The sequence below is a fragment of the Gordonia sp. PS3 genome (genome assembly GCF_041950545.1).
Lineage (GTDB): Bacteria > Actinomycetota > Actinomycetes > Mycobacteriales > Mycobacteriaceae > Gordonia > Gordonia sihwensis.
In genome coordinates, this window is sequence record NZ_CP169524.1 from 2,543,115 (window position 1) to 2,567,853 (window position 24,739).

The 24,739-nt window shown below is 64.2% G+C and carries 13 protein-coding genes, 1 tRNA gene, 1 pseudogene and 1 other annotated feature; of the genes and pseudogenes, 6 read left to right on the forward strand and 9 right to left on the reverse strand.

Going from position 1 to position 24,739, the window contains the following annotated elements:
- Window positions 1-274 precede the first annotated feature (274 nt).
- Entirely contained in the window at window positions 275-490 is a 216-nt protein-coding gene (locus ACE11G_RS11780; protein ID WP_375002257.1) for a hypothetical protein, read from the forward strand.
- On the opposite strand, the gene ACE11G_RS11785 is transcribed toward ACE11G_RS11780, so the two are convergent.
- The 4 genes from ACE11G_RS11785 to ACE11G_RS11800 form a co-directional block, all read right to left on the reverse strand.
- Window positions 487-3,111 (reverse strand): TrlF family AAA-like ATPase, encoded by a 2,625-nt coding sequence (locus ACE11G_RS11785; protein WP_375002259.1) that lies wholly within the window; start codon window positions 3,109-3,111, stop codon window positions 487-489. The genes ACE11G_RS11780 and ACE11G_RS11785 overlap by 4 nt on opposite strands.
- Window positions 3,108-6,080 (reverse strand): DEAD/DEAH box helicase family protein, encoded by a 2,973-nt coding sequence (locus ACE11G_RS11790; RefSeq protein ID WP_375002261.1) that lies wholly within the window; start codon window positions 6,078-6,080, stop codon window positions 3,108-3,110. Before ACE11G_RS11790 ends, ACE11G_RS11785 begins: the two co-directional genes overlap by 4 nt.
- On the reverse strand, window positions 6,080-8,038 hold the full coding sequence (locus tag ACE11G_RS11795) for a site-specific DNA-methyltransferase (RefSeq protein ID WP_375002264.1): 1,959 nt from the start codon (window positions 8,036-8,038) through the stop codon (window positions 6,080-6,082). The genes ACE11G_RS11790 and ACE11G_RS11795 overlap by 1 nt, the downstream gene beginning before the upstream one ends.
- A gap of 70 nt (window positions 8,039-8,108) precedes the next feature.
- A complete protein-coding gene (locus ACE11G_RS11800) occupies window positions 8,109-10,973 on the reverse strand; it encodes an SNF2-related protein (protein WP_375002266.1) in 2,865 nt (954 codons plus the stop codon).
- A gap of 452 nt (window positions 10,974-11,425) precedes the next feature.
- On the opposite strand from ACE11G_RS11800, the gene ACE11G_RS11805 reads away from it, so the two are divergent.
- Together ACE11G_RS11805 and ACE11G_RS11810 are read left to right on the forward strand one after the other, a co-directional pair.
- Window positions 11,426-11,716: a hypothetical protein gene (locus ACE11G_RS11805; RefSeq protein WP_375002268.1), complete on the forward strand. Its 291-nt coding sequence runs from the start codon at window positions 11,426-11,428 to the stop codon at window positions 11,714-11,716.
- Window positions 11,717-11,798: 82 nt separating this feature from the next.
- Entirely contained in the window at window positions 11,799-12,119 is a 321-nt protein-coding gene (locus tag ACE11G_RS11810; RefSeq protein ID WP_375002270.1) for a hypothetical protein, read from the forward strand.
- A 212-nt stretch (window positions 12,120-12,331) separates the two neighbouring features.
- Here the strand turns inward: ACE11G_RS11810 and ACE11G_RS11815 are convergent.
- A protein-coding gene (locus ACE11G_RS11815) for an IS3 family transposase (protein WP_085948520.1) occupies window positions 12,332-13,554 on the reverse strand; the annotation gives its coding sequence in 2 pieces (ribosomal slippage) (window positions 12,332-13,275 and window positions 13,275-13,554; 1,224 coding nt in all).
- Window positions 13,152-13,285: a sequence feature (AL1L pseudoknot), on the reverse strand. (Overlaps the previous gene by 134 nt.)
- Window positions 13,555-13,646: 92 nt before the next feature.
- Between ACE11G_RS11815 and ACE11G_RS11820 the strand changes: the two are divergent.
- Window positions 13,647-13,915, forward strand: a pseudogene (locus ACE11G_RS11820) (IS256 family transposase); the annotation flags it as partial.
- Between the two features lie 221 nt (window positions 13,916-14,136).
- Here the strand turns inward: ACE11G_RS11820 and ACE11G_RS11825 are convergent.
- The 4 genes from ACE11G_RS11825 to ACE11G_RS11840 all read right to left on the reverse strand — a co-directional run bounded on the left by ACE11G_RS11825 (window position 14,137) and on the right by ACE11G_RS11840 (window position 19,692).
- Window positions 14,137-14,212, reverse strand: a tRNA-Arg gene (locus tag ACE11G_RS11825).
- A 67-nt stretch (window positions 14,213-14,279) separates the two neighbouring features.
- Entirely contained in the window at window positions 14,280-16,904 is a 2,625-nt protein-coding gene (locus tag ACE11G_RS11830) for an AAA family ATPase (protein ID WP_375002272.1), read from the reverse strand.
- Window positions 16,901-18,190, reverse strand: coding sequence for an exonuclease SbcCD subunit D (locus tag ACE11G_RS11835; protein WP_375002274.1), 1,290 nt, complete (start codon window positions 18,188-18,190; stop codon window positions 16,901-16,903). The genes ACE11G_RS11830 and ACE11G_RS11835 overlap by 4 nt, the downstream gene beginning before the upstream one ends.
- A 116-nt stretch (window positions 18,191-18,306) precedes the next feature.
- Window positions 18,307-19,692, reverse strand: coding sequence for a DHA2 family efflux MFS transporter permease subunit (locus tag ACE11G_RS11840; RefSeq protein ID WP_375004147.1), 1,386 nt, complete (start codon window positions 19,690-19,692; stop codon window positions 18,307-18,309).
- A 314-nt stretch (window positions 19,693-20,006) separates the two neighbouring features.
- Between ACE11G_RS11840 and ACE11G_RS11845 the strand changes: the two genes are divergently transcribed.
- Entirely contained in the window at window positions 20,007-20,804 is a 798-nt protein-coding gene (locus ACE11G_RS11845; RefSeq protein WP_006896431.1) for a hypothetical protein, read from the forward strand.
- Window positions 20,801-24,619 (forward strand): ABC transporter ATP-binding protein, encoded by a 3,819-nt coding sequence (locus tag ACE11G_RS11850; RefSeq protein WP_375002277.1) that lies wholly within the window; start codon window positions 20,801-20,803, stop codon window positions 24,617-24,619. The genes ACE11G_RS11845 and ACE11G_RS11850 overlap by 4 nt, the downstream gene beginning before the upstream one ends.
- The last annotated feature ends 120 nt before the right edge of the window (window positions 24,620-24,739 follow it).

Below are 24,739 nucleotides of genomic sequence, written 5' to 3' on the forward strand. Positions count from 1 at the left end.
CTCGGAGGACCGCTGAGAATGATCAGCGCTGACAGATCTGGTGCACGCACTGGGACGGTACTCAGGCATGCGGGAGGCGCCGTCCCTCCTTGAACGATGCCTTGCCTTACGGGAACGCGAACCGGTTGAGTTCCCGGCCCGACCCACGGGACGCCGACTCGTTGGCAGAATCGATGACACCGACCGGAAGGCTATCGTCGCTGCGTATGTCGCCGGAGGTACGAGCCTTGCTCAACTTGCCGAGCGATATGGCGTCAGCGACTACTCGATTCGCATGATCCTGCGAAAGGCCGGCATTCCGCCGAAGCGGCGCAAGGTGACGGCCGAACAGGAGGTTCGGGTTCGTGAGCTGTGGACGGAAGGCTTGAAGCCAGAAGCGATTGCGGTGGAAGTTGGCATGGGGCATGCGAATGTGCGGCTGATTGTCGCAGAGCACTCACTCGGCATGACGGACGATGGCACACCTGAACATTCACCAATGATGACTTAGAATCCATAGAGGTGTTGTCTAGCGTTAAAGGCAGCTGGCCCCCCTTCGAGCACATTCTCGACATGAGACCGAATCGAGACGTCGTCCAGTGAACCGATTCCATCTGATGCGGCCCTCCCGTTTGTGCCATCGCCTTCGAGTGCAACGATCAGCTCTGCGTCACCCAACACAGGCACATTCGCATTATGGGTGCTTGCAACGATCTGACGCTTGCCCTTCAGGCTTCGGAGGTTCGCGACGACACCGTCATAGACGAAGCGGTTGTCGAGGTCGTCCTCCGGCTGATCGATCACGAGCGGAGCATTCGATGCGCCGAGAAGAAGGAGGAGTAGGGCTGTAGCGCGCTGACCCTTCGACAAGTCGTCCATCTTTTTGAATTCACGCGTACCGCTCCCAGCTTGGACGTCCAGTTGGACTTCCACCGCCAGTCCGACCGACAACTCTTCAAGCTGACGAAACAGGTGCTCACCCGCTTCGAGCAACGAGCGTGCTTGAGCGCCGCTGACCGAGAACTGCGCGCTCAGCTCGTCTTCTCCCTTCCGTGCTGCCTCCACAAAAGCCCGCGTCGAGAAGTCCTCGTGATCGATGGCGGCCATGATGCGGTTTCGCTGACCGGAGATGGATTGCTCGATCAGCAGCTTGATGTGCTTCCGGTCAGAGGCTGGGACTGGCTTCACGATTACGACGCCACCGGTGGCAGCGTTCGCGGCGCGAACCGCCTGAGCGAGCTCCCGCGCCCTGTCGTTCTCGTGACCAGCGAGTGCCTGCAATAGGGTCGTTCGCTCGTTCTGCAGCGCCAGAAGGCTCGTGGCGATACCGCTGCGTCGAGACTCCTTGGCTTTTAGCGTCTCGAGCGCCTTCGTTGTATCGAGGTACTTATTCGGTTCCAGACCCTCCTCGACGAGTTTGCGAAGCACCTCGTCATGCTCGTCCCGCTGCTCACGAACGGCGTTCGTCCATTCGCACTTTGCCGCTTCGATCTCGGAGGCTGCCACCTCGATCGCCTGACGGGCTTCGGTAGCAAGCGTGGCGAGCTTGGAAGCAAGCGCCGTCGAGGCGGCCTGTGCGCGCTTGAGGTAGTCAACTCGTGGCGAATCGTCGATGTTCTCGAACCCGGCCTCGAGCTTAGTGATCAGCTGTGGGTCTGTAAGAGCAGTCAGTGAATCCTGCGCTGCGGTCACGCGCTCGTTTGCCTCGGTGAACACGGCATCATCCTGTGTGAGCCGTGTGACCTCTTTCAGTCGCGTCGGTACGTCCGTGTCGGTGTAGTGCCGCACCTGCTCCTCAAGCCGAGGGATGTCCGCAAGCTCGTCCTCCAGCTGAGCGCGCCCTTCCTCTGCGCGAGCAAGCTTCTCGCGGTTCTCCTTAAGCTTCTCCAGGGTGTCAATGTGTTCAGAACTGAGGTCGCCGCCACCTTGGAAGCGCTGCAACATGCTCGCGACCTTCGAGCTGTCGTTCGTCAGCTCAGCGAGCTCGTGCTGCCCGAAAATCTCGACGTTGGCAATCACGTCCATCGGCTGAAGATTGGTGGCGGTGCCACTTTCGTCTTTCACAACCGGAAGGTTGTTGACAGAGCGCTCGATAGTGAACGTACGCACCGCGGGCGAGGTGGTTTCGACAAGCAATTTCACAACTGTGCCTGACTTGAGCACGCCGCTGACGATGCCGTCATGGTCTCGCTTTGCCTCCACGCCAATCGGTGTGAGGCCCAGCACAAATCTAAGACTCTCGATAGCAGTCGACTTGCCGGTTCCTCGTCCTCCGATGAACGTAGTGAGATCACTCGAGAGTGGAATCGTTACGCCGTCGAGGAAGCCGCCGACCCATGAGATCTCCTTCAGCGTGGGGCGTGATTCGGTTGCCGGGTCTTCAAGCGAAACTCGAGTCTCGGGAGTCCTAATTGCGAGCTTGAGACTGTCGACAGAGAGGCGACTCACCTTGAACCAGCAGCTTGCGCCCTGACTTTGGAGAGCGGAAGGCTTCGTCACATCATCGGCATAGATCGCTGCGAGCGGGTGTGCTCTGTCGTAGGGCCTCGTGCCATTGAGGATCGCGGCCTGATCCGTTCCATCAGACTGACTGGGTGTGATGCCGAGTGCGTGAAGGTCGGGATGCTTGATCTTGGTGACAAGCGGCTGTCCAGCCCGGCCGGTCAACAGTCCACTGTTCGGCACGTTGACGTGAGCAGGAATCACAAGCGCGCCCTGTGCCGTCATCTTCTCTAGAATCTCTGCGAACGATGCACCGGTCGTTCCGTTTGCGCAGCCCGGAGCGGCGCCACACATTCCGATCGCGGCGTTGACTGTCGCAGCTGTAGTCCCGCACTCAAAGATCACAAGAATGTGGACGCCCTCGGCGGAGTTCGCTTCGAAGCCGGGAAGTCCAACAATGCCCCGGGCCGCTGCGTCCTGAATGAGCTGTAAAGCCGAGTCGACCTTCCAATGGTCGGTGACCGCGAACAGCTCGATCCCCTGAGACTCGCACTCATCGAGGAGTGCCGTGTTGTAGTCGGCTTCCGTCCCATACGACGCCGACGGCGCGTTCTTACCTTGGTACTCGTACGGGTTCACCTGTAGTGCCGCGCGTACCCAACGCGCACCCGGTGTTGTCTTGCCGCTCATACCCTCCACGCTCCCGGTACGGAGACCGCGTAGTCGCCGACGCCGATGGCGGCGAAGTGCTTGGTGGCTGCCTTGATCTTGGCGTTCTCGGTCGGGCGGCGCTTGACCTCGTCGTCGGTGCTCTTAGTCTCGCGGATCATGTAGATCCGGTCCTGGCCGGCCTCGTGCTTGATGATCGCCCAATCCGGGTTGTAGGGGCCGACTGGAGTGTCGATCTTGAACTTGGGCGGCAGTTTCATGAACAGCTTGACGTCTTCGCGACCGTCGAGCAGCTCGGCGAATTGGCGTTCCGGTTCGGAGTCATAGACGACGTAGTCGAAGTCCGACTTCTCCGGATTCTGCAGCTTGTAGATCTGGTCGAGGAAGCGGTCCTTCTCTTCCTGCCCATCCTTCTGGAGTTCGCGCAGCTCGTAGACGTAGCCGCCGATCTTCTCGTACTGGATGCCCTCGGTGACGATCTCGGCGAGCACGGACTGCAGGCGGCCCTTGACCATCTGGATGAAGTCGTTGGGGTTGCCGATGAACTCGGGCAGCCGTCCACTGTCGAGCAGGATGTCAATGATCGTCTTGCGAGTCAGCGAGGTGGCTTCCTGCAGTTCAGTGATGATGTCAGGCAGGTCGTAGGCACCCTGAAGCGACGCTGACCGCTGCCCGGTCTCGGTGGCCTTGGTGCCGCCGCGGACGATCTTCACGCCGGCTCGCGTGACCTGAATACGAAGCGGCTGAATCGGCGGCGCTTCCTTGATCGCCTTGACCGTTGCTTCGATCAGGCAATCGCGGTCGACGGCGACACGGTAAGTCGTGCGTCGCGAGATGGTGCGCCAGAACTCCTCGAACTCGGGGTTGGCGAACAGCTCCTTGTTGAGCTTGCGTGCTTTGCGCTTGGACTGCGGCTTGACGTAGCGCTCAATACTGGAGCGTCCGATGTATTCGATGATGACGTCTTCGTAGGGCCAGTAGAAGTCCGGGACGTGCTGCTTGAGATCGAAGCCGAGGTGTGTCGGCTGGTAGGCGGCGGTGATCTTGCCGTCCTTGATCATCCCCGAAGACTCCAACGCCTCGTAAAGCGTCTTGGATCGTTCGTAGCCGAAGTACTCCGGGCCGTCGGGCTCGATGTGTTCTTCAAACAGCGGGATCTTGGAGAACTCCTGCAGGCGAACACGGCCGATCTCAACGCCGGACTTCTCGTACTCGGTCTGCAGCTTCTTGGCGAACGCCTGGTAAGACTCGTTGGCGACGACCGTGAGCTGAGCAATACTGCGGTCAGCAACACGCTCACCCGTCTGATCAACTGGTAGACGCAAACCGCGACCGATGGTCTGCCGGCGTTCGACTTCGGCACCCATCTCGCGCAGGGTGCAGATTTGGAAGACGTTCGGGTTGTCCCAGCCCTCGCGCAGTGCGGAGTGGCTGAAGATGAAACGGACGGGTTCGGCCTCGTCGAGCAGCCGTGCTTTATCGCGCATGATCAGGTCGTAGGCATCGTCATCGGCTTTGGTAGCCCCGGAGGTATCCTGGAACTTGTCGGCCGTCCCCTTCTTGCCCTTGAGTACGGAGAAGTAGCCGCGACGCAGGTCTGCCGGATCTTGCGGGAACAGTTCTTGCCACTGGGCCGACTTGGCGCGCTCCTCGCGGAACAACTCGTCGAACCACTGGACAAACTGACCATTGGCATCGATATTGTTGACACCGTCACCGAGGAAGTTCTCGACCTTGTCGATGAAGAACAGGCTCAGTACCTTGATGTTCTTGCTGGCCAACATCGTCTGCTTGCGAAGGTGTTCCCTGATGGTTTCGCGAATCATCTCCCGGTAGATCGAGTCGGAGTTGCCACCGATCTCCTCGCCCTGCTGCAGCAGGCCGTACTTGTTAAGTTCCACATACTGGGGCTCGATGGACAGTTCGGTGATCCACCAACCTTCGTAGGCAGGGTTGTTGGTCAGCTTGGATAGCTCCTGATCCTGCTTGACATTGACGATCCGACGAGGCGTCGAACCGTCAGCGGCGCGGACAGCTAGCTCAAGCTTCGCGACCCACGGGTCGCGCTTGACTTCGATCACCTTGATGTAGGGAGCGGCGTCGGTGCCCTGTTGAGCAACTTCGGCGACGACGATCTGCTTGACTAGCCCGTGGTCGTGGGCGTCGACCGGATCGAGTCGATAGACGACGTTGCGCTGTTTGCGGTGCGTGGCCGAAAACCTCAGGTATGCAAGCGGTTCCATCTCAGCAATGGATGCGAGAGAGGGATCCGACTCCATGTTCTGGGGCTCGTCCATGATCACGATCGGATGAGTTGCCCGCAGATAGTCGATCGGTTGCAGACCATTGAGCCTGTCGCGTGTTTTGTGAATATTGAGGCGTGAATCTCCACGGTTCTTCGTGCGGATCGAGCCGATCGTCATGATCATGATCTGAAGGCTCGTCGACGTTGCAAACGGTTGAACGTCCTCTGGGGTACTGCCGTCATAAACAAACCAGTCAAAGGGCTGAGCTGGGTAGAGCTCGCGGAAGTGCTGATGCATCAGCTTGATGCTGGTGGCGACGCCCTCCTTGATTGGCACGCTCGGAACCAAGATGACGAACTTGGTGAAGTTGTATTCCTTCGCCAGCTCAAAGATCGTCCGGAGGTAGACGTAGGTCTTACCTGTTCCGGTCTCCATCTCGATGTCGAAGTCAAGGGTATTTCCGGCCAGTCCTGGTAAAACTTCCAGCCCGTTCTTGTCCTGCACAGCTTGCAGGTTTTGCAGGATTGTCGTGTGGTCGAGCACGAGGTTGTTGCCGACTGCCCCGATCTCCTGTGTCAGGTCGAGGTTCAGCGCTGACTGGTTGGTCGCACCCTCGACCGCAGCGCTTCCGCGCAGCTTGGTGACGAGCTCGTCGGCATCCTTCGGTTGACCATCGAAAAGTTGCACCAACGACCCGATCGCGTCCAGCTGGTACTGCTGCTTGGCGTCAAACTTGAATTCCATCAGGCAGTCCAGAGCTCCACGCCCTTGCTCTTGCAGAGCTGGGCAAGGTTGGTCTTCAGCTCGTCATCGCCCTGGAAGGCGTCTTCGAGGATCACGAAGCGGGCAGGCTCCTGGTCGATGACTTTGCGCAGTTGATCGAGCTTCGGCTTGGTGTGCTCATCCAAGTAGGCCAGCAGTAGGCCGCCACCGACCGATGCCAAAGACAGGCCAGCCACGTCCAGTTCAGACGACTCTTCGGTAAGCGAGTAGCCCTGCTTCAGGAGGAGCTCAGTAAGCAACGCATCCGGGGTTGCATCGTCGTCAGCGCTGTCACGCAGCGCTAGGAGGCGCTGCTCGAGCTTATCGGGCTCAACGTCACTTGCTAAGCGCCACTTAGTGAAGTTGGTGTCTACAAGCGTGAAACTGCGAAACCCGAGGTCAAACTGTTTCCCGCGCACCTGGTCTTCGAGGCGGTTCAACACTTTCGCTATACGCGTGCGGGAGATGTCAGCGATTGTCTTCTGGCCGGCCTTTGCGGCTTCACCTGTCGGATCGAGCGGCTCCGGTAGCTGGACCTGGACAAACCTGCGGTTGCCGCCGTCCTCTGCGTTCAATTCAAGGACTGCCTGGGCAGTGGTGCCTGATCCTGCGAAGAAGTCGAGCACGATTGAGTCAGAGCTGGCACCAAATCGGATGAGATATTTGATCAACGCCAACGGTTTCGGGTAATCGAACCAGTTCGCGTTGAGGCCAAGGGCCGAAATGTCGGCGCTTCCCGCACTCGTCGTGATGTCCATGACCAAATCTTTGACTGCTGTCGAGTCGACGTCGCGTACTTTTGTGAAGATCTTCCAACCATTAGCCGCCTGGACGAACTCGAGATTATGCGACTCGGCTGCGATCTTCTGGACGCTCCATCGATATGCGTGATACTTGTTCACGCCGTTGTTATTCTTCTTAGGCGAAATCTTATCGAAGCCGACGTGTAGGTGATTGTCGGACACGGGCTCGGTTCGGATTGCCCCGTCATCCGGCCTGTAATAGATATCGAACACAAGATTCGGTCGGGTCACCTCATTGAATGCCGAGTTGGTGTTGTACAGCTCGTTCTTCGTTACATATGGGCCGTACTCATCTTGCTTGGCCTCATATTTGAAGCCCTTGTAGATTGAGGGCATGACTTTCTTGAGTTCGTTCGCTGACGCCCGGAATTCACCTGCCTGATCTGCCTGACGCGCAAACGCAACGATATACTCCTTTGTCCCCGCCGCACCGCTCGCGGAGATCTGACGTCCCTTAAGGTTGCTGACCCAGACAAACGTGTTCAGGTGGTTAACTTCTCCGAACACTTCCTTCCCAAGCTTGGTCAGGTTGTCGATCTCGTTGTCGTCAATCGAGATGAAGACGACGCCGTCATCGGTAAGCAGGTTCCGCGCGAGCTTGAGTCGCGGGTACATCATATTGAGCCAATTGGAGTGGTAGCGACCCTCAGACTCACTGTTGGTCGAGACCTTCTTGCCTTCCTCGTTGACCTGCTTAGTCCATTCGAGGTAGGTCTCCAGACCCTCCTTGTAGTTATCCGGGTACACAAAGTCTTTGCCTGTGTTGTATGGCGGATCAATGTAGATCATCTTGATCTTGCCGTGATAGTGCTTCTGCAGAATCTTGAGTACTTCCAGGTTGTCGCCCTCGATGAAGACGTTCTTGGTGGTGTCCCAGTCCTTGCTGTTGGCCTTGTCGGGGCGCAGTGTGGCGGTCGTGGGTTCTTGGGCGGCACGCAAGGCGCGCTTCTTCCCCGGCCAGAACAGTCCAAAACGTTCGTTGCTGTCGGCGGCATCGTCCGCGAGGAGTTCGGCGAGCTTGGCGACGTCGACCTTGCCGTCAGCGATGGCTTCGGGTACCAATTCCTGCAGCTTCTGCGCCAGCTCGGTCTGGAGGTCGGGCGTCTTACTAGGAATCTCGTAGATTTCGTCAGTCATTCAGTTTATCCTCATTATTATCGATTGCTTCAATTTTACTATTTATTGCCGTTTTTGATAAGCATTGCGTTTAGGTGGTCACTCTCCAGCGGATAGCGAACAGGTCGTCTATTTCTTGCTTGCATTGGAGCGACTGCTCGATCAGGTCGAGGTATTTGTCGGTTTCCTCGCGCAGCTTGATCCGGTCACTGCGGGCGCGATCATCCTCCGCCTCGGCCTTTTGCGACCACCGGCGTGCTTCCTTTTTGTGGCGCAGCTGTTCCATCGGGTCGTCGGTCACCCGCGCAGCCTTGCGGCTTTCCTTTTCCTTCTGACGGTACTGGCGGATAAGCGCCTCGGACTCGGCCTTGCGGTCGAGGGAGTTGCGGTACAGGATCTCCTCCTGCTGGTCGTAGTAGCGAGCGTTGCGCGCCTGGACTTCCTTCTCGAACTTCTCGCGCTGAGCGTCGAGGTGCGGAGTGAACGGCGACTCGTCGATCATGCCAATGGGGTCTGACACGTTCGTGCACGCCAGGTCCATCAGGTCGGCGACGTACTCGTGGTCAAGCCACTGGCCGTCGTCGGTGAGGATGCCAGCGAGAGAATAGGACTCGGAGATGTCCTCGTCTCCGGCCTTCATGCGGAAGGTGACGACCTTGCTGACGAGCTGGCCGCTCTTGCCTGCGAGGGCCTTGATAGCCGTACTAGCCCTCTCGGATCGGGAGATGTTGAACGTCAGCTCGCGCGGGGGCGTGGCCGCGCTCTTGCACCCGTCCATGACGTACCCAGCGAGTGGGCTGGCGAAGCGGTACTGGTGCGAATGCGCTTGCGGCTGCGACTTAAAGTAGTAACGGCCAGTCTGCGCGCCAGACACAGGCGCGGTATGGAGATCGAACACTCGCCCGTCACCCTCGAAGGTGGCGTCGTCGGCGAGCTGGTACCTCGTTACGGCGAGGAGCAGTCGCTCGAACTTGTTCAGTACCTCACCTGACTGGGCGTCGTAGGACTTGAGGCGATCCTGGACGTTAGGGTCCAGGTTGTCGAACACCTTGGCCTTGGCGGTAGCCATCTCCTTGGAGATCTCGCCCTCGAACTGCCTCTCGAGCTCGTTGAAGGCGAAGTCGATGTCTGCGGCTGTCCGGCACCGGTTCAGGATGTCGGAGATGCGCTTCTCGAAGTCGAGGCCGTCTTCGATGGTGCCGAGCACCTCGTCACTCGCCCCGAACACACCCTGGAACAGGTGGAACTTTTCGTCCAGCAACTCAAGAATGCGCTGCTCGGCGAGGTTGCCCTTGTTTGAGAAGTTCACGACGACCACGTTGTGTTTTTGGCCGAAGCGGTGGGCGCGCCCGATGCGCTGCTCGACGCGCTGAGGGTTCCACGGCAGGTCGTAGTTGACGACCATGGAGCAAAACTGCAGGTTGATGCCTTCCGAGGCTGCCTCGGTGGCGATCATAATGGTGCCCTCATCACGGAAGTAGTCCACGAGTGCTTTACGTCTGTCTGCGGCGAGTACACCTGTAATGACGTCGCTGCCCCGGTTCTTCTTCAGCCACTCCTGGTAGATCTCGGTCGACCGAGGGGAGTCGTTCTGCCCGTTGAAGAGAACTAGGCCGTCGCCGCGGCCGGCCTCTGTCAATGATCGCGCGATGTACTCCTGTGTGACCGTGGAGTCGGTGAAGATGATCGCCTTCTCGGGAGCTCCAAGGTCTCGAAGTCGATCGAAGCCGAGGTCGAGGGCGTGGTTGAGCTGAACTGCCTTCTCGTTCACGGTGATCGACCGTGCGAGTGCGGCGTACTCCCTGAGCTCACAAACTTCGTCGCGCATGAGTGCGATGTCGTCCTGCGAACTGTGTCCTGAGTCCTGGCGAGCCGGTTGGTCGTCGAACTCATCAGACTCTTCGTCCGTGAGGTCGGCATCGATGAGGGCGCTGTCCATGGGGGAATGTCGCCCGCCAGCGGAGATTTCGGCTTCCAGTCGATCGGCGATTCGCTCCAGCGTGCTCGCTATGGCGTAAGTGGATGACCCGAGGCGCTTCCGGATGATCAGTGCACTCAGGTGTCGCGTGGACTGTGAGAAGGCATAGAGCTCGTCGCGTTGGAGGTAGTGGTTGACAAGTTCGTAGAGGCGCTGCTCGTCGGCTGAAGGTTCGAAGCCGACAGTGATCGGCAGCCGCTCGGTGAAGCGGATGTACTTGTCCGCGTCGCTGCGAAGCGTGCGCTTGCTGATCTGCGCAACACGATCGCCGAGATCATCGAATGCAGCCGTCTCGCGATTCTTGATGTAGCGCTCGCGGAATGCGTCCAGCGAGTGAAAATACTCGGGGTCGAAGACTGAAACGAGACCGTAGAGCTCTTCGAGCTTGTTCTGCAGCGGCGTTGCGGTCAGCAGAACGGTCTTACGGGCACTTTCAACGATGTTTGCGACAGCGCCGGCAACCTTGGCTCGACCATTCCAGAAGCTGCGCAGACGGTGGGCTTCGTCAGCGACAACCAAGTCCCACGCACGAATCAACGAAGCCTCGTGTCGTTGGGCGAACTCGTAGGAGCAGATCAGGACCTCGGGATTGCTTCCCGCGTTCAGGAGGCGCTCCTTGGTCTTGGCGTCGAGTAGCGAGGACGGAATAAGGAACTTCTCGTACAGTTCCTGCTGCCACTGCTGCCGCAGACTCGATGGTGCGACGATCAGGATGTTGCGCTTGCGCTCCGCCCAGTACTGGCTGATGACGATGCCAGCTTCGATGGTCTTACCGAGACCAACCTCGTCGGCCAGGATGACGCCCTTGAGGAACGGTGTCTGGAGGGCGAACAGCGCGGCGTCGATCTGGTGCGGCTTCGGCTCGACCTGCGCGTCAAACAGGAGGCCGGCGAGCTTGCCAACGTGGTCGCTAGCGTAGCTGCGCTGGAGCTCGTGGGCGTAGTACTTGGCCTGGTAGTCCGTGAAGCCATCGATCATCGGGCGACCCCCGACGTGACTACGGTCTTGCGACTGGTAGCCGCCCGTAGCTTGTTGCCCATGGTGTCCTCCGAGCGCATGTGCGGGAGGACTCCGCGACGCGCTCCCGAGACTTGATGCCGCACTCTACCCGCAAGTCCAGCCGCCCAGCTGTAGGGCAAGCCCACGGCGTGTTGGCACGCCTCCACGAACTCGTGAACCAGTGCAGGGGATTTCAATAATACATGTAAATTGCCGACCATTATTGATTCAATAGTATCAAATTCATGATGATTTAAGAATTTCCCATGAGTTAATGCGCTCAAGTAGTCGTTGACGCTGGCGACGTCACCAATTCCATGCAATTCCGCTGAACATCCCGCCGTACTGGTCGTGGGTCTACAATTCCGCGGACTTCGATTCCGTGAGGTCGATCTGTTTAACCGCATTCGGCTCACCAGTGCGTTCGAAGAATGTCAGGCGTTCGTAGCTCCAGGCCTGGTGCGGCGTCCGCCGACCTGTTCGAGCGCGTCCAGAAGGTCATCGAGGACCGCTCCGCCCGCGGGCAACGTGACCGCGTCCTCTACCACTATCTCAAGGGCCTGCTGTACTGCGAACGCTGCCGAGCCAACGGCCGCGCCTCGCGACTGGTCTACACCGAGGCGAAAGGCAACGGCGGCAACTATGCCCACTACATGTGCCTGGCCCGCCAACGCGGTGAATGCGACCTCCCACACCTGCCGGTGCTCGATGTCGAGTGGTAGGTCCTCGACCACTACGCCAAGCTCGGCCTACCTCCGAAGTTCCTGGGCTACATCCGCGAGGCCATCGATGTCGCGATGGCAGATGCGCATGCTCGTGTCCGTGACCTGTGTGTCGCCTACCGGAAGAAGCTCGACAAGCTCGCCCCAGCAAGAGGAGCGACTGATCGATCTTGCCTCGGACGGTGAGCTCGCGCCCGAAAAGATCCGTGCACGGCTGCGCAAGATCCAGGTAGAACGTACCCGCGCACAACAGGGCCTCGACGACACCGGTGACCAACTCGAACTCGGTGCCCGCAAGCTCCAGCAGTACCTCGATCTGCGCGACAATCCGCAGGCGCTCTACTTGCGTGCGCCCGAGAATGGACGACGTGACCTCAACACCGCCAGCTTCAGCAAGCTCTGACTCGACGACGGTGGCGTCGTTTGCGACGAACTCACACCAGCCATTCATGAGCTGCGCGCCGCTGCACGGGCGTTCACACGCTGGCGGGGCGTTGTCGCTGCGGCGCGTGACGATGAAGCGCTGCGCGTCTCTGAGGGTTAAAGGCCAAAATGTGTGTACAGATACGCCGGTTTCCGGTGCCTGACTGAAGCGCCCTGGGTTTCGTTCCGTGGTTACACGGTCGCGGGCGCGGTCGTCGTGGTGTGAGTGTAGGTCGCTTCGACGTTCGCCGGGGTGCGGTAGCCGAGAGCTTCGTGGAGCCGGGAGGTGTTCCACCAGTGGACCCAGCCCATCGTGGCGAGCTCAACCTCGCTGACTGACTCCCAGATCCGCTTGGAGTAGATCAACTCCGCCTTGTATAGGCCGTTCACTGTCTCGGCCAGCGCGTTATCGTAGCTATCGCCGACGGTACCTACTGAAGCCGTAACTCCCGCGGCGAGCAGAGCGTCCGAATAGGCGAGCGAAACGTATTGACTACCCCTGTCGGAATGGTGGATCAATCCGCTTTCGTTCCTGCTCACCCCGGTGGACTGCAGTGCATGCTCCAGTGCGAGCAATGGCAGAGACTCCGTGTGGAGCGTGGGCGCGACCGCCCAGCCGACAATTCTGCGACTGAAGACATCGGTAACGAATGCGACGTAGCAGAACCCGGAGAGCATCCGGACGTAGGTGATGTCGGCGACCCAAAGCTGCTGCGGTCGATCCGCGACGAACCGCCGTTCAACGAGGTCCGGGCGCTGGTCATCTCCGTCTGCGGAGCAGGTGGTGACGGGCTTTCGACCTCGGCGAACGCCCTGCAGGCCGGCGATCTTCATCAGCCTCGCGACCTGGTCGCGACCGACGTTCCATCCTGCGTGGCGCATTGCGTGCCACATCTTCCGGACCCCATAGACGCTGTAGTTCGCCTGATGAATCCGCTGCACCTCCTCCGCCAGCATCTCGTCCCGAACGCTGCGAGCGGAGGCCGGCCTGTTCTTGGCAGCGCGGTATCCGCGGGAGGTGATGAACCCACATTCTGTCGCACTGAGGATGCGGCAGATGGCCTCGACCCCGAACTTCTCGCGATGCATGTCGACGAACGCGATCATTTCGTCGTGGGGCGGTCGAGTTCCGCTGCGAAAAACGCTGAGGCGGCCTTCAGGATCTCGTTCGCACGTCGCGCCTCGGCGAGCTCCCGCCGGAGACGGCGATTCTCCTCCTCGAGCGGCTCTCCCGGTCCGACCGGCTCGGTGGCGCCGTAGCGATTGCACCAGATCCGCAGCGTCTCTGTGCCGACACCGAGCTGCGGCGCGACGGCACGGATCGATGCTGCGCGAGGGCCGCCCTCGCGGGCTTGGCGGTCGTAGACCATGCGCACGGCACGCTCACGCAGCTCTGGACTGAACTTCTTGGGCATACTCCGATTCTCCTTGCTGAGACTCGGAACGGAACCCAGGGCGCTTCAGACCTCGACTGACAGTGGGCCGGACATGCTTTGAAGCATGTCCGGTGTCAGGTTCTCGGAATTGCCCCTCATGTGGTGTATGCGGCCGCAAGCTCGTCAAGAACGGAACCACCAGCGCCGGCCGCACCCGCTGGCGCTGCAAAGACTGCGGCCCTCCAGCACCCAGAAACGCCCCGACATCACCCGCAAAGCCGAACTCACCGCGTTCCTCACCTGGCTCCTGCACGGCCGACAACCCGACCACATCAGCGCCCGCACGTTCCGCCGATCACGCTTCTGGTGCTGGAACATCGAAGTCCCACCACCTGCACCTGGGAAGACGGCAACGGCATCCAAGCATGGATGGGGAGGTCGAAACAGATAAACCACCCGACGCCACGCCCGGGCCATACACACATTCTGGCCTTTAACCCGCGCTGCGCGTCTCTGACGTGCTGAAAAACCAACGACTCCCCGGAGATTCCGGGGAGTCTGGATTGAACCATCGGTTCCGGCTCGCCGACATGTTCCGTGTCGGTTCGAGTAAGAACGTTCTGGTGCCCCCCGTAGGATTCGAACCTACGACCTTCTGCTCCGGAGGCAGACGCTCTATCCCCTGAGCTAGGGGGGCTCATCGGGCGAAAGCAACATTAGCGCACAGGGACCTCACCGCCCAACACCGGGGTCACCGCAGCGCGTCAGACGGCGATCAGCTTGGCTCCGGCCACTTCCCGGTACCGGTCGGGCGTGCAGGTCAGGACGATGATCTGCGCATCGCCACCCGCGGTGCCGAGCACATGGGCCATCGACGCCAGGCGCGTCGGATCGGTGTAGCCGAGCGCATCGTCGAGGATCAACGGCACCCCGTCGGCCTTGTCGACCAAAGTGGCGCAGGCGAGCCGGGCGAGCAGACCGAGCTGCTCCTTGGCACCGCCCGAGAGCGAGTCGACGTCGACCGTGACGCCGTCGAGGGTGCGGGTGGCGATGACGAAGTCGTCGTCGATGTGGAACGACACACCGGAGCCGAAGACCGGGGCCGCCAGCTCCTCCAGACGCTCGGCGAATGGATCCACGTACCGCGCGCGGCTCTCGTTGCGCTTGCGCTGCAGCGTCTCGTGCAGCACACGCGCTCCTGCGGCGCGCTCTCGGACGCGTTGCAGGTGCGCCTGCGCGGCGTCGTTCGCCGCGACCGCCTCCGACAGTTCATCGAGACGTCCGTCGCTTCGGCACACCTCGAGTCTGGTCGACAGCTCGGTCTGGATTCGCTTCTGCTCCGACACCTGCCTGCGCAGCCGGTCCTGCGCGGCCTCGGCCTGCGCGAGCTTCTCGCGCAAACCGTTCAGATCCAGCTGCTCGAGGCGCTGCGTCAGCCGAGCCAGATCCGCCTCCGCGTCGTCGACCTCGGCCGCGTGCTCACAGACCCGCTCCGCGAGCGTCTCGTCGGAGGCCGCCGCGGCGGAGGCGCTGAGCTCGGACTCCAGTGCGGCCGACTCTTCGGCGATGCGGACGCCGGTCTCCTCCAGCGCCGATGCCCGCGACTCGTACTCACGCACCGCTGCCAGCCGCGCCTGCCGTGCTCGGTCGGCTTCCGCGGCGAGATCGGACGCCTCACGTTCGATCCGCCGGAGCTCGGCGAGGTCGGCGTGAGCGCGCTCCCCCTCGTGCCCGTTGCCGGCGTCTGCTCCCGCCTGCTCAGGGAGGCGAGACAGCAGGTCCAGGCGCTGCCGTTCGAGGTCCTCCGCCTCGGCTCCGCCGAGCTCGCGCGCCAGGGCACGCTCGGTGTCCTGAATCCGCCGAAGGATCTCCGCTCGTCGCGCGGCCGCCGATGCGACGAGCGACAGTTCGGCTACTCCGCACCGGCGACGAAGCTCTGCGGCCCGCTCGCGGAGCGTCTCCAGTTCTGCGGCCGGCTCGGCGGAATCGGCGCCCGGCCGGACCTCGACGCGCACCGATCCCGGCACCTCCACGACTGTGGGCCGCGCCGCCGAGACCTGCGCACCGTCCGCCGCCGTCTCACCGTCGAGGAGGACCTCGTCCGCGCCCAGGCGAGTGATCGTGACCGTGGGTGCGGCCGCGTCGAGCCGAGCCGCGGTGGCGGCGAGATCGCGCTCGAGTGCGGCGGCGAGCCGGACGTCGTCCTCGCTCACCGGGACGGCTGCGGCTTCGGCACGCGCCGACGCCAATTCCGATCGCAGCCGCCGGACCTCGTCGAGTGAGTTGTCCAGGCGGGCCAGACGGGCCCGATCCGATGCGACCACCGCCGCCCTCTCGGCCGCCCGGAGTTCCGCGCCGAGGTCGTCTCGCCGCTTCTGCGATTCCGCGAGCGCCGACGCAAGCTCGGCCGCCTCGCCGGCGGCGGCCTCGGCCTTCGCGCGCGCCTGACTCACGGCTCGGCGATTCTCCGCGAGGGACTCGCGCAGCGCCGCGGCTCGTTCCCGGTCGCGCCGACGGCTTCGCAGCGCGTCGGCCGCGACCCGGTGCGACAGCTTCCTGCTCTCGACTGTGGCCCGAGCCGCCTTGACCTGCTCGCTCACCGCTTCGGCCTCCGCCAACGCCGCGGCGGCGGTGGAGACCTCGACGTTGCCCGACTGCTCTTGCGCCACCAACCCTCGGATGGTCTCGGCCACGCGGGGAAGCCGATCAGCGGCGTCCTGAACCCGCGCCAGGATCTCCTCGCGCTCGGCGACCGCGGCGGCTGCCCGATCGGCCGCATCGGCGGCCGCGGCGAGTTCACCGGTCGGCCGTCCTTGGGCGAGGGTGAAGTACTTCTTGTACTCCGCGGCCACCGCCGCGACCAGTTCCTGGGTCTGCGGCGTCTCGCCGCCGTCCGACTCGGACTGTCCCGCCGCACGGTCGAGCGCCTGCGAGAGCGCCGAACTGTTCGCGAGGTCGCCCAACCGCGGGTCGGCCGACTGCAGCAATCGGAGCGCCCCGAACAACGTCTTGTCGAGCGCCTCCGCGAGAATCTGGTCCACACGCTCGTGCGCCTCGCGCCCGGTGAGTTGCTCACACACCGGCCGCGTGATCGTCAAGGTGGTCTCCGGCTGCCGATTGAAACGTTTGAAGTACTCGAAACGCCAAGAGCCGCAAGAGATATCGGCCCAAACCTCGGTACCGACGTCGCGCCCCGCGGGCTGGACGGCACGGACGTTCCTCGCCTTGCTGCTCGCCTGAGCGGTCAGCAACAGGTCGAAGGCCTCCATCATCGACGACTTGCCCGCCTCGTTGTCGCCCTCGATGACGGTGACGCCCGTGTCGGCGAACTCCACCTCGCGGGCGGCCACTCCGCGGAAGTTCGCCACTCGCAGTCGGTGCAGTCTCATCGGCCCGCCCCCGACAGCCGGTACAGCAGGGCGAGGGCCGCGCGCGCGTCGGCGGCGTCCGCGGTGTCGGAATCCGACGCCGCCCGCTCGGCCAGCTCGGCCGCGGCGAGCGCCGCATAGCCTTGGAGATCGAGCTGGGCCACATCGGAAGGATCGGACACGACGGTCAAGTCGTGGTGCCGCTCCCAGATCTTCAACGCCGCGAACCGGTCGCCGAACTCGTCGAGCAGGTCGGCCAGTGCGACTTCGTCGGTCACGCTGATGGTCCCGGTCAACGCCAACTGCACCACCGTGCGCGACTTGTCCGGGATCTCGGAGAACAGTCCGCGCAGCCGCGCGATGTCGTCAGCGCCGTTCATGTGCTCGCGGATCGTGCGAAACGACCACTGCCCCACGCGGTGCGGGGTCACCTCGATCGAGGACTCGCCGCCCCGGCTCAGGGTCACCTCCAGAACGTGCCCCGGCGCGGACTCGACATGATCGAACGCGGTCACCTCTGGCGCACCGGAGTACCACACGCGCCCCGAGTCGCCGACCGAAGTGAGCGAATGACGATCCCCCAGGGCGACGTAGTCGACGAGCTCCGCGGCCACCGCGACATCCAGGGCGGTGCTGCCGACGATCGACGGGTCGTCGTTGGGACTGAGCGAATCGACCCCGCCGTGTCCGACCACGATCCGAATGTCGTCGGACTCGGTCAGCTGGGACAGTTGATCGCTCACCAGGTCGGTCAACGGCCGTTTCGTGGTCCACGGGGCCGCCACCAATGCGACACCGTCGCGCACCGCCACCACCCCGGGCTCGTCGAGGACGATGACGTTGTCCGGGCAGGCGGCGACGAACTCGCGCGAGCGGTACACGCTGGTGGCATCGAGCGGATCGTGATTGCCGGGCAGCAGGTACACCGGGACCGGATACTCACCCAGCGCAGCGAGCGTGCGGCGGATGATCCGGGTCGACACCCGGGGGTCGTCGAAGACGTCTCCGCAGACCACGACGAACTCCGCTCCGGTGGCGCGTGCGAGATCGCCGATGCGCACCACTGCGTCGTCGCGGGCCGCACTGTACGTCGACTGCGCGTCCCCGGACAGGAAGTGCCGGGTCATGCCGAGTTGCCAGTCGGCCGTGTGCAGGAAGGTGACGCTCCGTGCCGCGGCGGGCTCGGGCGTCGATTCCGCAGCGTCGGCGGGGACGGAGAACAATGCCAGCGGTTCGAGGTCGAACAGCGGTTCCGTCACGCACGACGCGCCGTCGAGCGCCGAATCGTCGTAGGCCGGCCGTGACATGCTCCCGCTCCCTCCAGATCGTCTGTCGGACCGGAGTCGGCCCGTCGTGACGATGGTACGAGGCACCTCCGACAATCCGGGTCAGACGCGGCCGCGGCTCAGTCCGCCGAACCGACTCAGGTCCGCACGAGGAAGAGCGTGGCGACGGCACCCACCAGCAGGACGGCGGCGCCGAGATAGATCGACTCGCCCATCGCTCTCGCGAATCCGTCGCGCAAGAACTCCGGCAGCTGGTGAACCTCCCCGCTGTGGCCGGCGGTGTCGACTCCCGGCAGGTGCGCCGAGAGCCGTGACATCATCAGCGCACCGATTCCCGCCGAACCGATCACCGAGCCGATGACCCGCGTGGTGTTGTACACGCCGGCGCCCGCCCCCGCCTGATGCCAGGGCAGATTCCGCGTCACGGTCGCCGCCAGCGGCGCCCAGATCCCGGCGCTCGCCAGACCCATCAGGAGCGTGGGCGCGACCACGAGCCACACCGGGCTCTCCGGCCGGAACACGGCTCCGGCCCAGAAGGACGCCACCGCATAGACGAACAGTCCGAGCGCGACCACGTTTCGCGGATGGACCCGGTCGAGCACGCGCCCGACGATCGGCGCGAAGATGCCGGTCAGCACGGCCATCGGCACCAGGACGAGCGCCGACCGCAGCGGCGACATCCCACCGACCAGCTGGAGGAAGAACATGATCGGGATCATCGAACCGGAGACGGCGAATCCCATCGTGGCGATACCCACGTTCGACACACTGAAGTTGCGGTCGCGGAACAGCGACAGGGGCACCAGCGGCTCCCCCCGCGTGCGGCTCTCCCAGAAGACGAACACCCCCATCACCGCGACTCCGGCGCCGATGAGCACCCAGATCCATGCCGCCCAGTGGTACGACTCTCCCTCCTGGATGCCGAAGACCAGCGCCGTCAGACCCACCGCGGACAGCGCGACGCCGACCCAGTCGAACTTGTGGTCATGGGTCTCCACCCTGGGCACCAGCATCTGGGCGAGCACCAGTCCGACCAGCCCGACCGGGAGATTGACGAAGAAGATCCACTCCCACCCCAGCGAGTCGGTGAGGACGCCGCCGAGAAGCGGACCGACCAGTGTGGCGACACCGGCGACCGTGCCCCAGACGCCCATCGCCGCACCGCGCCGCTCGGGCGGGAAGATGCGGGTGATGAGCGCCATGGTCTGCGGTGTGATCAGCGCCGCGCCGAGTCCCTGCACGCTGCGGGCCGCGATGAGTTCGCCGATGCTTCCCGACAGTCCGCACCACACGCTCGCAGCGGTGAACAGGAACAGGCCGGCCTGGTACACCCGCTTCGGCCCGATCTTGTCGCCGAGACGGCCGGCGACCAGCAGCGGCACCGCGTAGGTGAGCAGATAGGCGCTGGTCACCCAGACGATCCCGTTCACATCGGCGTCGAGCGCCTCCATGATCTGCGGCTGGGCGACCGCGACGATCGTCATGTCGACGAGGATCATGAAGAAGCCGACGCACAGCGCCATCAACGCCGCCCACGGCCGATCGGTGACCGATTTGAACACCGGAGTCTGCAGGGTTGTGGTCACGTGCGCGTCCTTTCGGATCCGGACATCGGCGCGAGGCCGAGCGAGGGCATCAGGTTAACACCGCTCACCGACCTGTTCCGGACGCCGCCGGGCTCTCTGGCGGACGCTCGGCGCACCACCGATGTCAGTGGTCGCGCATATTGTGGAGTCGTCGCCCGGCCATCGCGTCGCGCACCGGTCGCGCGGAATCCTCGCGCGGAATCGGAGTACACGTCCGCGCCGACAGCCCGGCCGACAGGGAGGATCGACACATGCGCAAGTCGAAATCCGTCGCGCACAGCGACGACAACCGCCGCAGTGGCGCGCCCGCTCCGGTGACGTACGTCGACGGCCGGGCCGCCCAGAACGCGGGTAAGTCGTCGCTGGCGATCTTGACCGTGCTCGTCGACAAGGCCCAGCGACTTCAACAACCGGCGGTGGCGAAGTACGTGCGCCGCGTGCGCCGCAAGCATCCCGACGAGGGTCCCGAGCAGGTGATCCGACGGCTGGAGAAGCACTACCTGCGCTCGGTCACCGCATCGGGAGGCGCGGTCGGCGCGGCCGCGGCGATTCCCGGCGTGGGCACCCTGACCGCCCTCGGCGCGATCACCGCGGAGAGCGCCGTGTTCATCGAGGCGTCCGCCCTGCTGGCCCTGGCGGTCGCCGAAGTCCACGGCATCTCGCCTGCGGACACCGAACGCCGCAAGACGCTGGTGCTCGCCGTCGCGCTCGGCGAAGAGGGCACGTCTGTCGTCGGGAAAGCGCTCGGAGCGCGAGGCGGTGACGCGATCGCCAAGCTCGGCGTGCCCGGGATGCCCGGGGTCAACCTCTCGACGCTCAATAAGACGCTCGGCAACCGGTTCATCAAGAAGTTCACGATCGGCAAGGCACCCGTCGTGATGGGCAAGCTCATTCCGGGCGGCATCGGCGCGGTGGTCGGCGGCGTCGGCAACCGGGCGCTGGGGTCGCTCGTGGTCCGCAATGCGCGCGAAGCCTTCGGTCCCCCGCCCCGCTTCTGGGACGTCGACGGGGAGGTTCTCGCGCACCAGCGCACGATCGAGGCCGGTTGACCGGCCGCGCGGCGCCGGCCGCGCAGGGCTGGATTCGCCGCCTGGTCGGCGAGTGCGGACGACACCGCCGCCTCGCCGTGGTGCTGGTCACCGTCACCCTCGGCGCCGTTGCCGTCGATCTGGTCACTCCACTCATCACCAAGGCCGCCATCGATTCGGCCACCGGTCAGCAGGCGGCCCGTGTGGGACTTCCCGTCCTCATCGGTGCCCTGCTGGTGGCCGCGGCACTGCGCTACGCGTGTCAGTTCGGCCGACGGATGACCGCCGGTCGCATGTCGGTCACGGTCCAAGACGGTCTGCGCCGCCGGCTGCTCGACACCCTCCATCACGTCGACGGACCGGCGCGCGACACGATTCGCACCGGCCAAGTGGTGTCCCGCTCCATCTCCGACCTCCAGGTGGTCCAGTCACTGCTGGCCATGGCACCGCTCTCGCTCGGCGGCGCGGTCCAGGTGGTGCTGTCGCTGGGTGTGATGGCCTGGCTGTCGCCGCTGCTGACGCTGGTCGCGATCGCCATCGTCCCGCTCATCGCGGTGATCGTGTACCGCAGCCGCAAACGGCTGTTCGCCGCCACCTGGGCGGCGCAGCAGGCCTCAGCCGAGGTGGCCGGCCACGTCGAGGAGACGGTGACCGGCGTGCGTGTGGTGAAGGGTTTCGGCCAGGAACGCAGGGCCACCGACGAACTCGCCGCCCTGGGCGAGCGGCTGTACCGCTTCAAACTGCGCGCCGCAAACCTGAGCGCGCGCTTCACGCCGACCATGGCATCGATTCCGCAACTCGGGATGGTCGCCGTCATCGGTCTCGGCGGATACCTCGTTTATGCCGGCGACATCACCGCGGGCACGTTCCTCGCCTTCTCCACCTATCTCGCCACCATGACCGGCCTCGCGCGCATCCTCACCAACCTGGTCGTGAACGCGCAGCTCGCCGCATCGGCGGTGACTCGCGTGTACGAGGTGGCCGACCACCCGCGCGATCGCGCCTTCGAGAACACGACGACCGTTCCCGACGGCCCGCTCGGCCTGAGCTTCGACGGCGTCGGACTCACGCTCGGCGGACGCCGGGTTCTCCGCGGCGTCGACCTGCGCGTGGCGCCGGGGGAATGCGTCGCCGTGGTCGGCGCGCCCGGATCCGGCAAGTCGACCCTCGCCGAACTCGTGACCGGCGCCTATCGGGCCGAGTCGGGGACGGTCGCGCTCATCGGCGCCGAGGGAAGCGGTCTGGACGTCACAGAGCTGGCGCCGGACGAACTGTACCGAGCAGTGGCGTTCGCCTTCGACGACCCGTTCCTGTATTCGACGACGATCGCCGCGAACATCGGCCTCGGCCCGCAACCGGTGCCGCCGGACGGGGTCGACGATTCCATCCGGGCCGCCGCACGCGCGGCGGCCGCCGACTTCGCCGCGGAACTGCCGGACGGATACGCCACCGAGGTGGGCGAGCGAGGCCTCACTCTGTCCGGAGGACAGAGACAGCGAGTCGCCCTCGCCCGAGCCCTGTATCAGGGCAGCCGGGTACTGGTCCTCGACGACGCGACGTCGGCGGTCGATGCCGCGACCGAGGCGCGGATCTTCGCTCATTTCCGCGCTCTCGGGACCACGATGCTGGTGTTGGCGCACCGCGATTCCACGCTGGCGATCGCCGATCGGGTCGCGGTCCTCGACGACGGCGTGGTCAGCGACGTCGGAACGGTCGCCGAACTCACCGAACGCAGTGCGCGTTTCCGCGCGCTGATGTCGCCGACCGACACCGCGGAACAGCGGGCGGCGGCCTCCGCGAGCGTGCGCGCGCAGAACGACATCGGCATCGAGGAGCTGTGGCCCGGCGGCGTCGACGCGCCGGCTCCGAAAGCCCGCCGTGAGGCCGCGCCCCCGATGCGCATCGGTCCCGGCGGCGGCGGTCGGGCCGGAGTGCTCGGCGCCATGCCCGCCACCGACGAGATCCGTGCCGCGGTGGCCGCACTGCCGCCCGCCGACGACGATCCGAAGGTGGACGTCGAGGCCGCCCGCGCCGAACGCACCGACTTCAGTCTCAAACAGATTCTGCGTCCGGTGGCCGGTCTGCTCGCCGTGGTGCTGGCGACGATCGCTGCGGACACGCTGATCGGACTGGCCTTCCCGTCGCTGGCGCGCACAGTTCTGGACGCCGCCTCGCGTTCGGATGCCGACGTGATCGGGGTCGCCGCGCTCACCGGCTTCGCGCTCGTCGCCGCCGCCTGGATCGCGGGGGCGGTGAACGTGGTGGCGGCGGCCCGCGCGGGAGAACGCGTCCTGTACGGCCTCCGCATCCGCAGCTACGCCCACCTGCAACGACTCGGCCTCGACTACTACGAGCGCGAACTCTCGGGCCGCATCATGACGCGGATGACCACGGACGTCGATGCCCTCTCCGGATTCGTCCAGAACGGGCTGTCGTCGGCCGTGGTCGCGGTGCTGACCCTGGTCGGTGTCTTCGGCGCCCTGATCGCGACCGACTGGGAGCTCGGTCTGGTGATCGCTCCGGTGTTCCCGGTCCTGCTGATCGCGACCGTCGTGTTCCGCCGGATCAGCTCGCGCGCCTACACCCGCACCCGCGAACTGGTGTCTGCGGTGAACGCGGACTTCCAGGAGAACATCGCGGGTCTGGCGACCACACGCGTGTACCGGCACATCCCGGTGGCACGGGCCGAGTTCGGCCGGCGCAGCGACGAGTGGGTCGACGCTCGGATGGACTCCCAGCGCGCCATCTCGGTGTACTTCCCCTTCATCACGTTCTGCTCCGACGCGGCCACCGCCGTCGTCCTCGGGTTCGGCACCCATCAGGTGGCCTCCGGCGCGATGTCCTCGGGCACCCTGATCGCGTTCGTGCTCTACCTCGCGATGTTGTTCGGGCCCGTGCAGCAGCTCACGACGGTCTTCGATTCGTATCAGCAGGCGGCGGTCGGTCTGCGTCGCATCCGCGATCTGCTGCTGACCCCGAGTTCCCTGGTGGACGCACCGCAGGCCGATTCGGAGGCCTCGCCCGCCGAACTGGCGGCTCCCGCGTTCGACGGCGACGTTCGGCTCGACCGCGTGGACTTCCGTTACGCCGGGGCCGACCGCAACGCGTTGAGCGGGATCGAGATGCACATCCCGGCGGGCACCTCGCTGGCGCTGGTCGGCACCACGGGCGCGGGCAAGTCGACCATCGTCAAACTGCTTGCGCGCTTCTACGACCCGACGGCCGGCAGCGTGCGGATGGACGGTATCGATCTGCGGACCATCGATCTGCACCGCTATCGCAGCCGCCTGGGCGTGGTCCCACAGGAACCCCACCTGTTCGCGGGGACCGTTGCCGACAACATCGCCTACGGCAGGCCCGGTGCCTCGCGCGAAAGGATCGCCGAAGCCGCGCGACGAGTGGGCGCGGCGCAGATGATCGCCGGTCTCCCCGGAGGCATGGAGTTCGGCGTGTCCGAACGCGGGCGGGGACTCTCGTCCGGGCAACGCCAGTTGATCGCGCTGGCCCGCGCCGAACTGGTGGAGCCGGATCTGATCCTGCTCGACGAGGCCACCGCGACTCTCGATCAGGCCACCGAGGCGCAGGTGCTCGCGGCCGGCGAGGCACTCTCCCGGCGCCGCACGAGCGTGATCGTCGCGCACCGCCTCGCCACCGCCGCACGAGCGGATGTGATCGCGGTGGTCGAGGGCGGCCGGATCGTGGAGAGGGGCACGCACCACCGACTGCTGGCGGCACACGGCGAGTACCGGCGTCTGTGGGACGCCGGCGTCTCCCCCGACGACTGCGAGGCGCCGGCTGCCGGGCCGCGCCCGGCCGACCGCTCCAGCGTCGGCTGAGCCGCTCGGCGTTCCGCTGACCGAGACGATCCCCGCTGTCACACGGTGGTCAGCACGTGAGATTGACCACTTACCGCGGCGTGTCACCGTCTGTGCGGCACACAGCGCCCGAGCCGCGAG

Bases quoted from the DNA above. Each gene is read 5' to 3' on its own strand.
- ACE11G_RS11830 (WP_375002272.1), bottom strand. From the start codon at position 16,904: ATGAGACTGCACCGACTGCGAGTGGCGAACTTCCGCGGAGTGGCCGCC.
- ACE11G_RS11835 (WP_375002274.1), bottom strand. From the start codon at position 18,190: ATGTCACGGCCGGCCTACGACGATTCGGCGCTCGACGGCGCGTCGTGC.
- ACE11G_RS11785 (WP_375002259.1), bottom strand. From the start codon at position 3,111: ATGAGCGGCAAGACAACACCGGGTGCGCGTTGGGTACGCGCGGCACTA.
- ACE11G_RS11810 (WP_375002270.1), top strand. From the start codon at position 11,799: ATGCGCATGCTCGTGTCCGTGACCTGTGTGTCGCCTACCGGAAGAAGC.
- ACE11G_RS11790 (WP_375002261.1), bottom strand. From the start codon at position 6,080: ATGGAATTCAAGTTTGACGCCAAGCAGCAGTACCAGCTGGACGCGATC.
- ACE11G_RS11780 (WP_375002257.1), top strand. From the start codon at position 275: ATGATCCTGCGAAAGGCCGGCATTCCGCCGAAGCGGCGCAAGGTGACG.
- ACE11G_RS11805 (WP_375002268.1), top strand. From the start codon at position 11,426: ATGTCAGGCGTTCGTAGCTCCAGGCCTGGTGCGGCGTCCGCCGACCTG.
- ACE11G_RS11840 (WP_375004147.1), bottom strand. From the start codon at position 19,692: ATGGCGCTGTGCGTCGGCTTCTTCATGATCCTCGTCGACATGACGATC.
- ACE11G_RS11795 (WP_375002264.1), bottom strand. From the start codon at position 8,038: ATGACTGACGAAATCTACGAGATTCCTAGTAAGACGCCCGACCTCCAG.
- ACE11G_RS11800 (WP_375002266.1), bottom strand. From the start codon at position 10,973: ATGATCGATGGCTTCACGGACTACCAGGCCAAGTACTACGCCCACGAG.
- ACE11G_RS11845 (WP_006896431.1), top strand. From the start codon at position 20,007: ATGCGCAAGTCGAAATCCGTCGCGCACAGCGACGACAACCGCCGCAGT.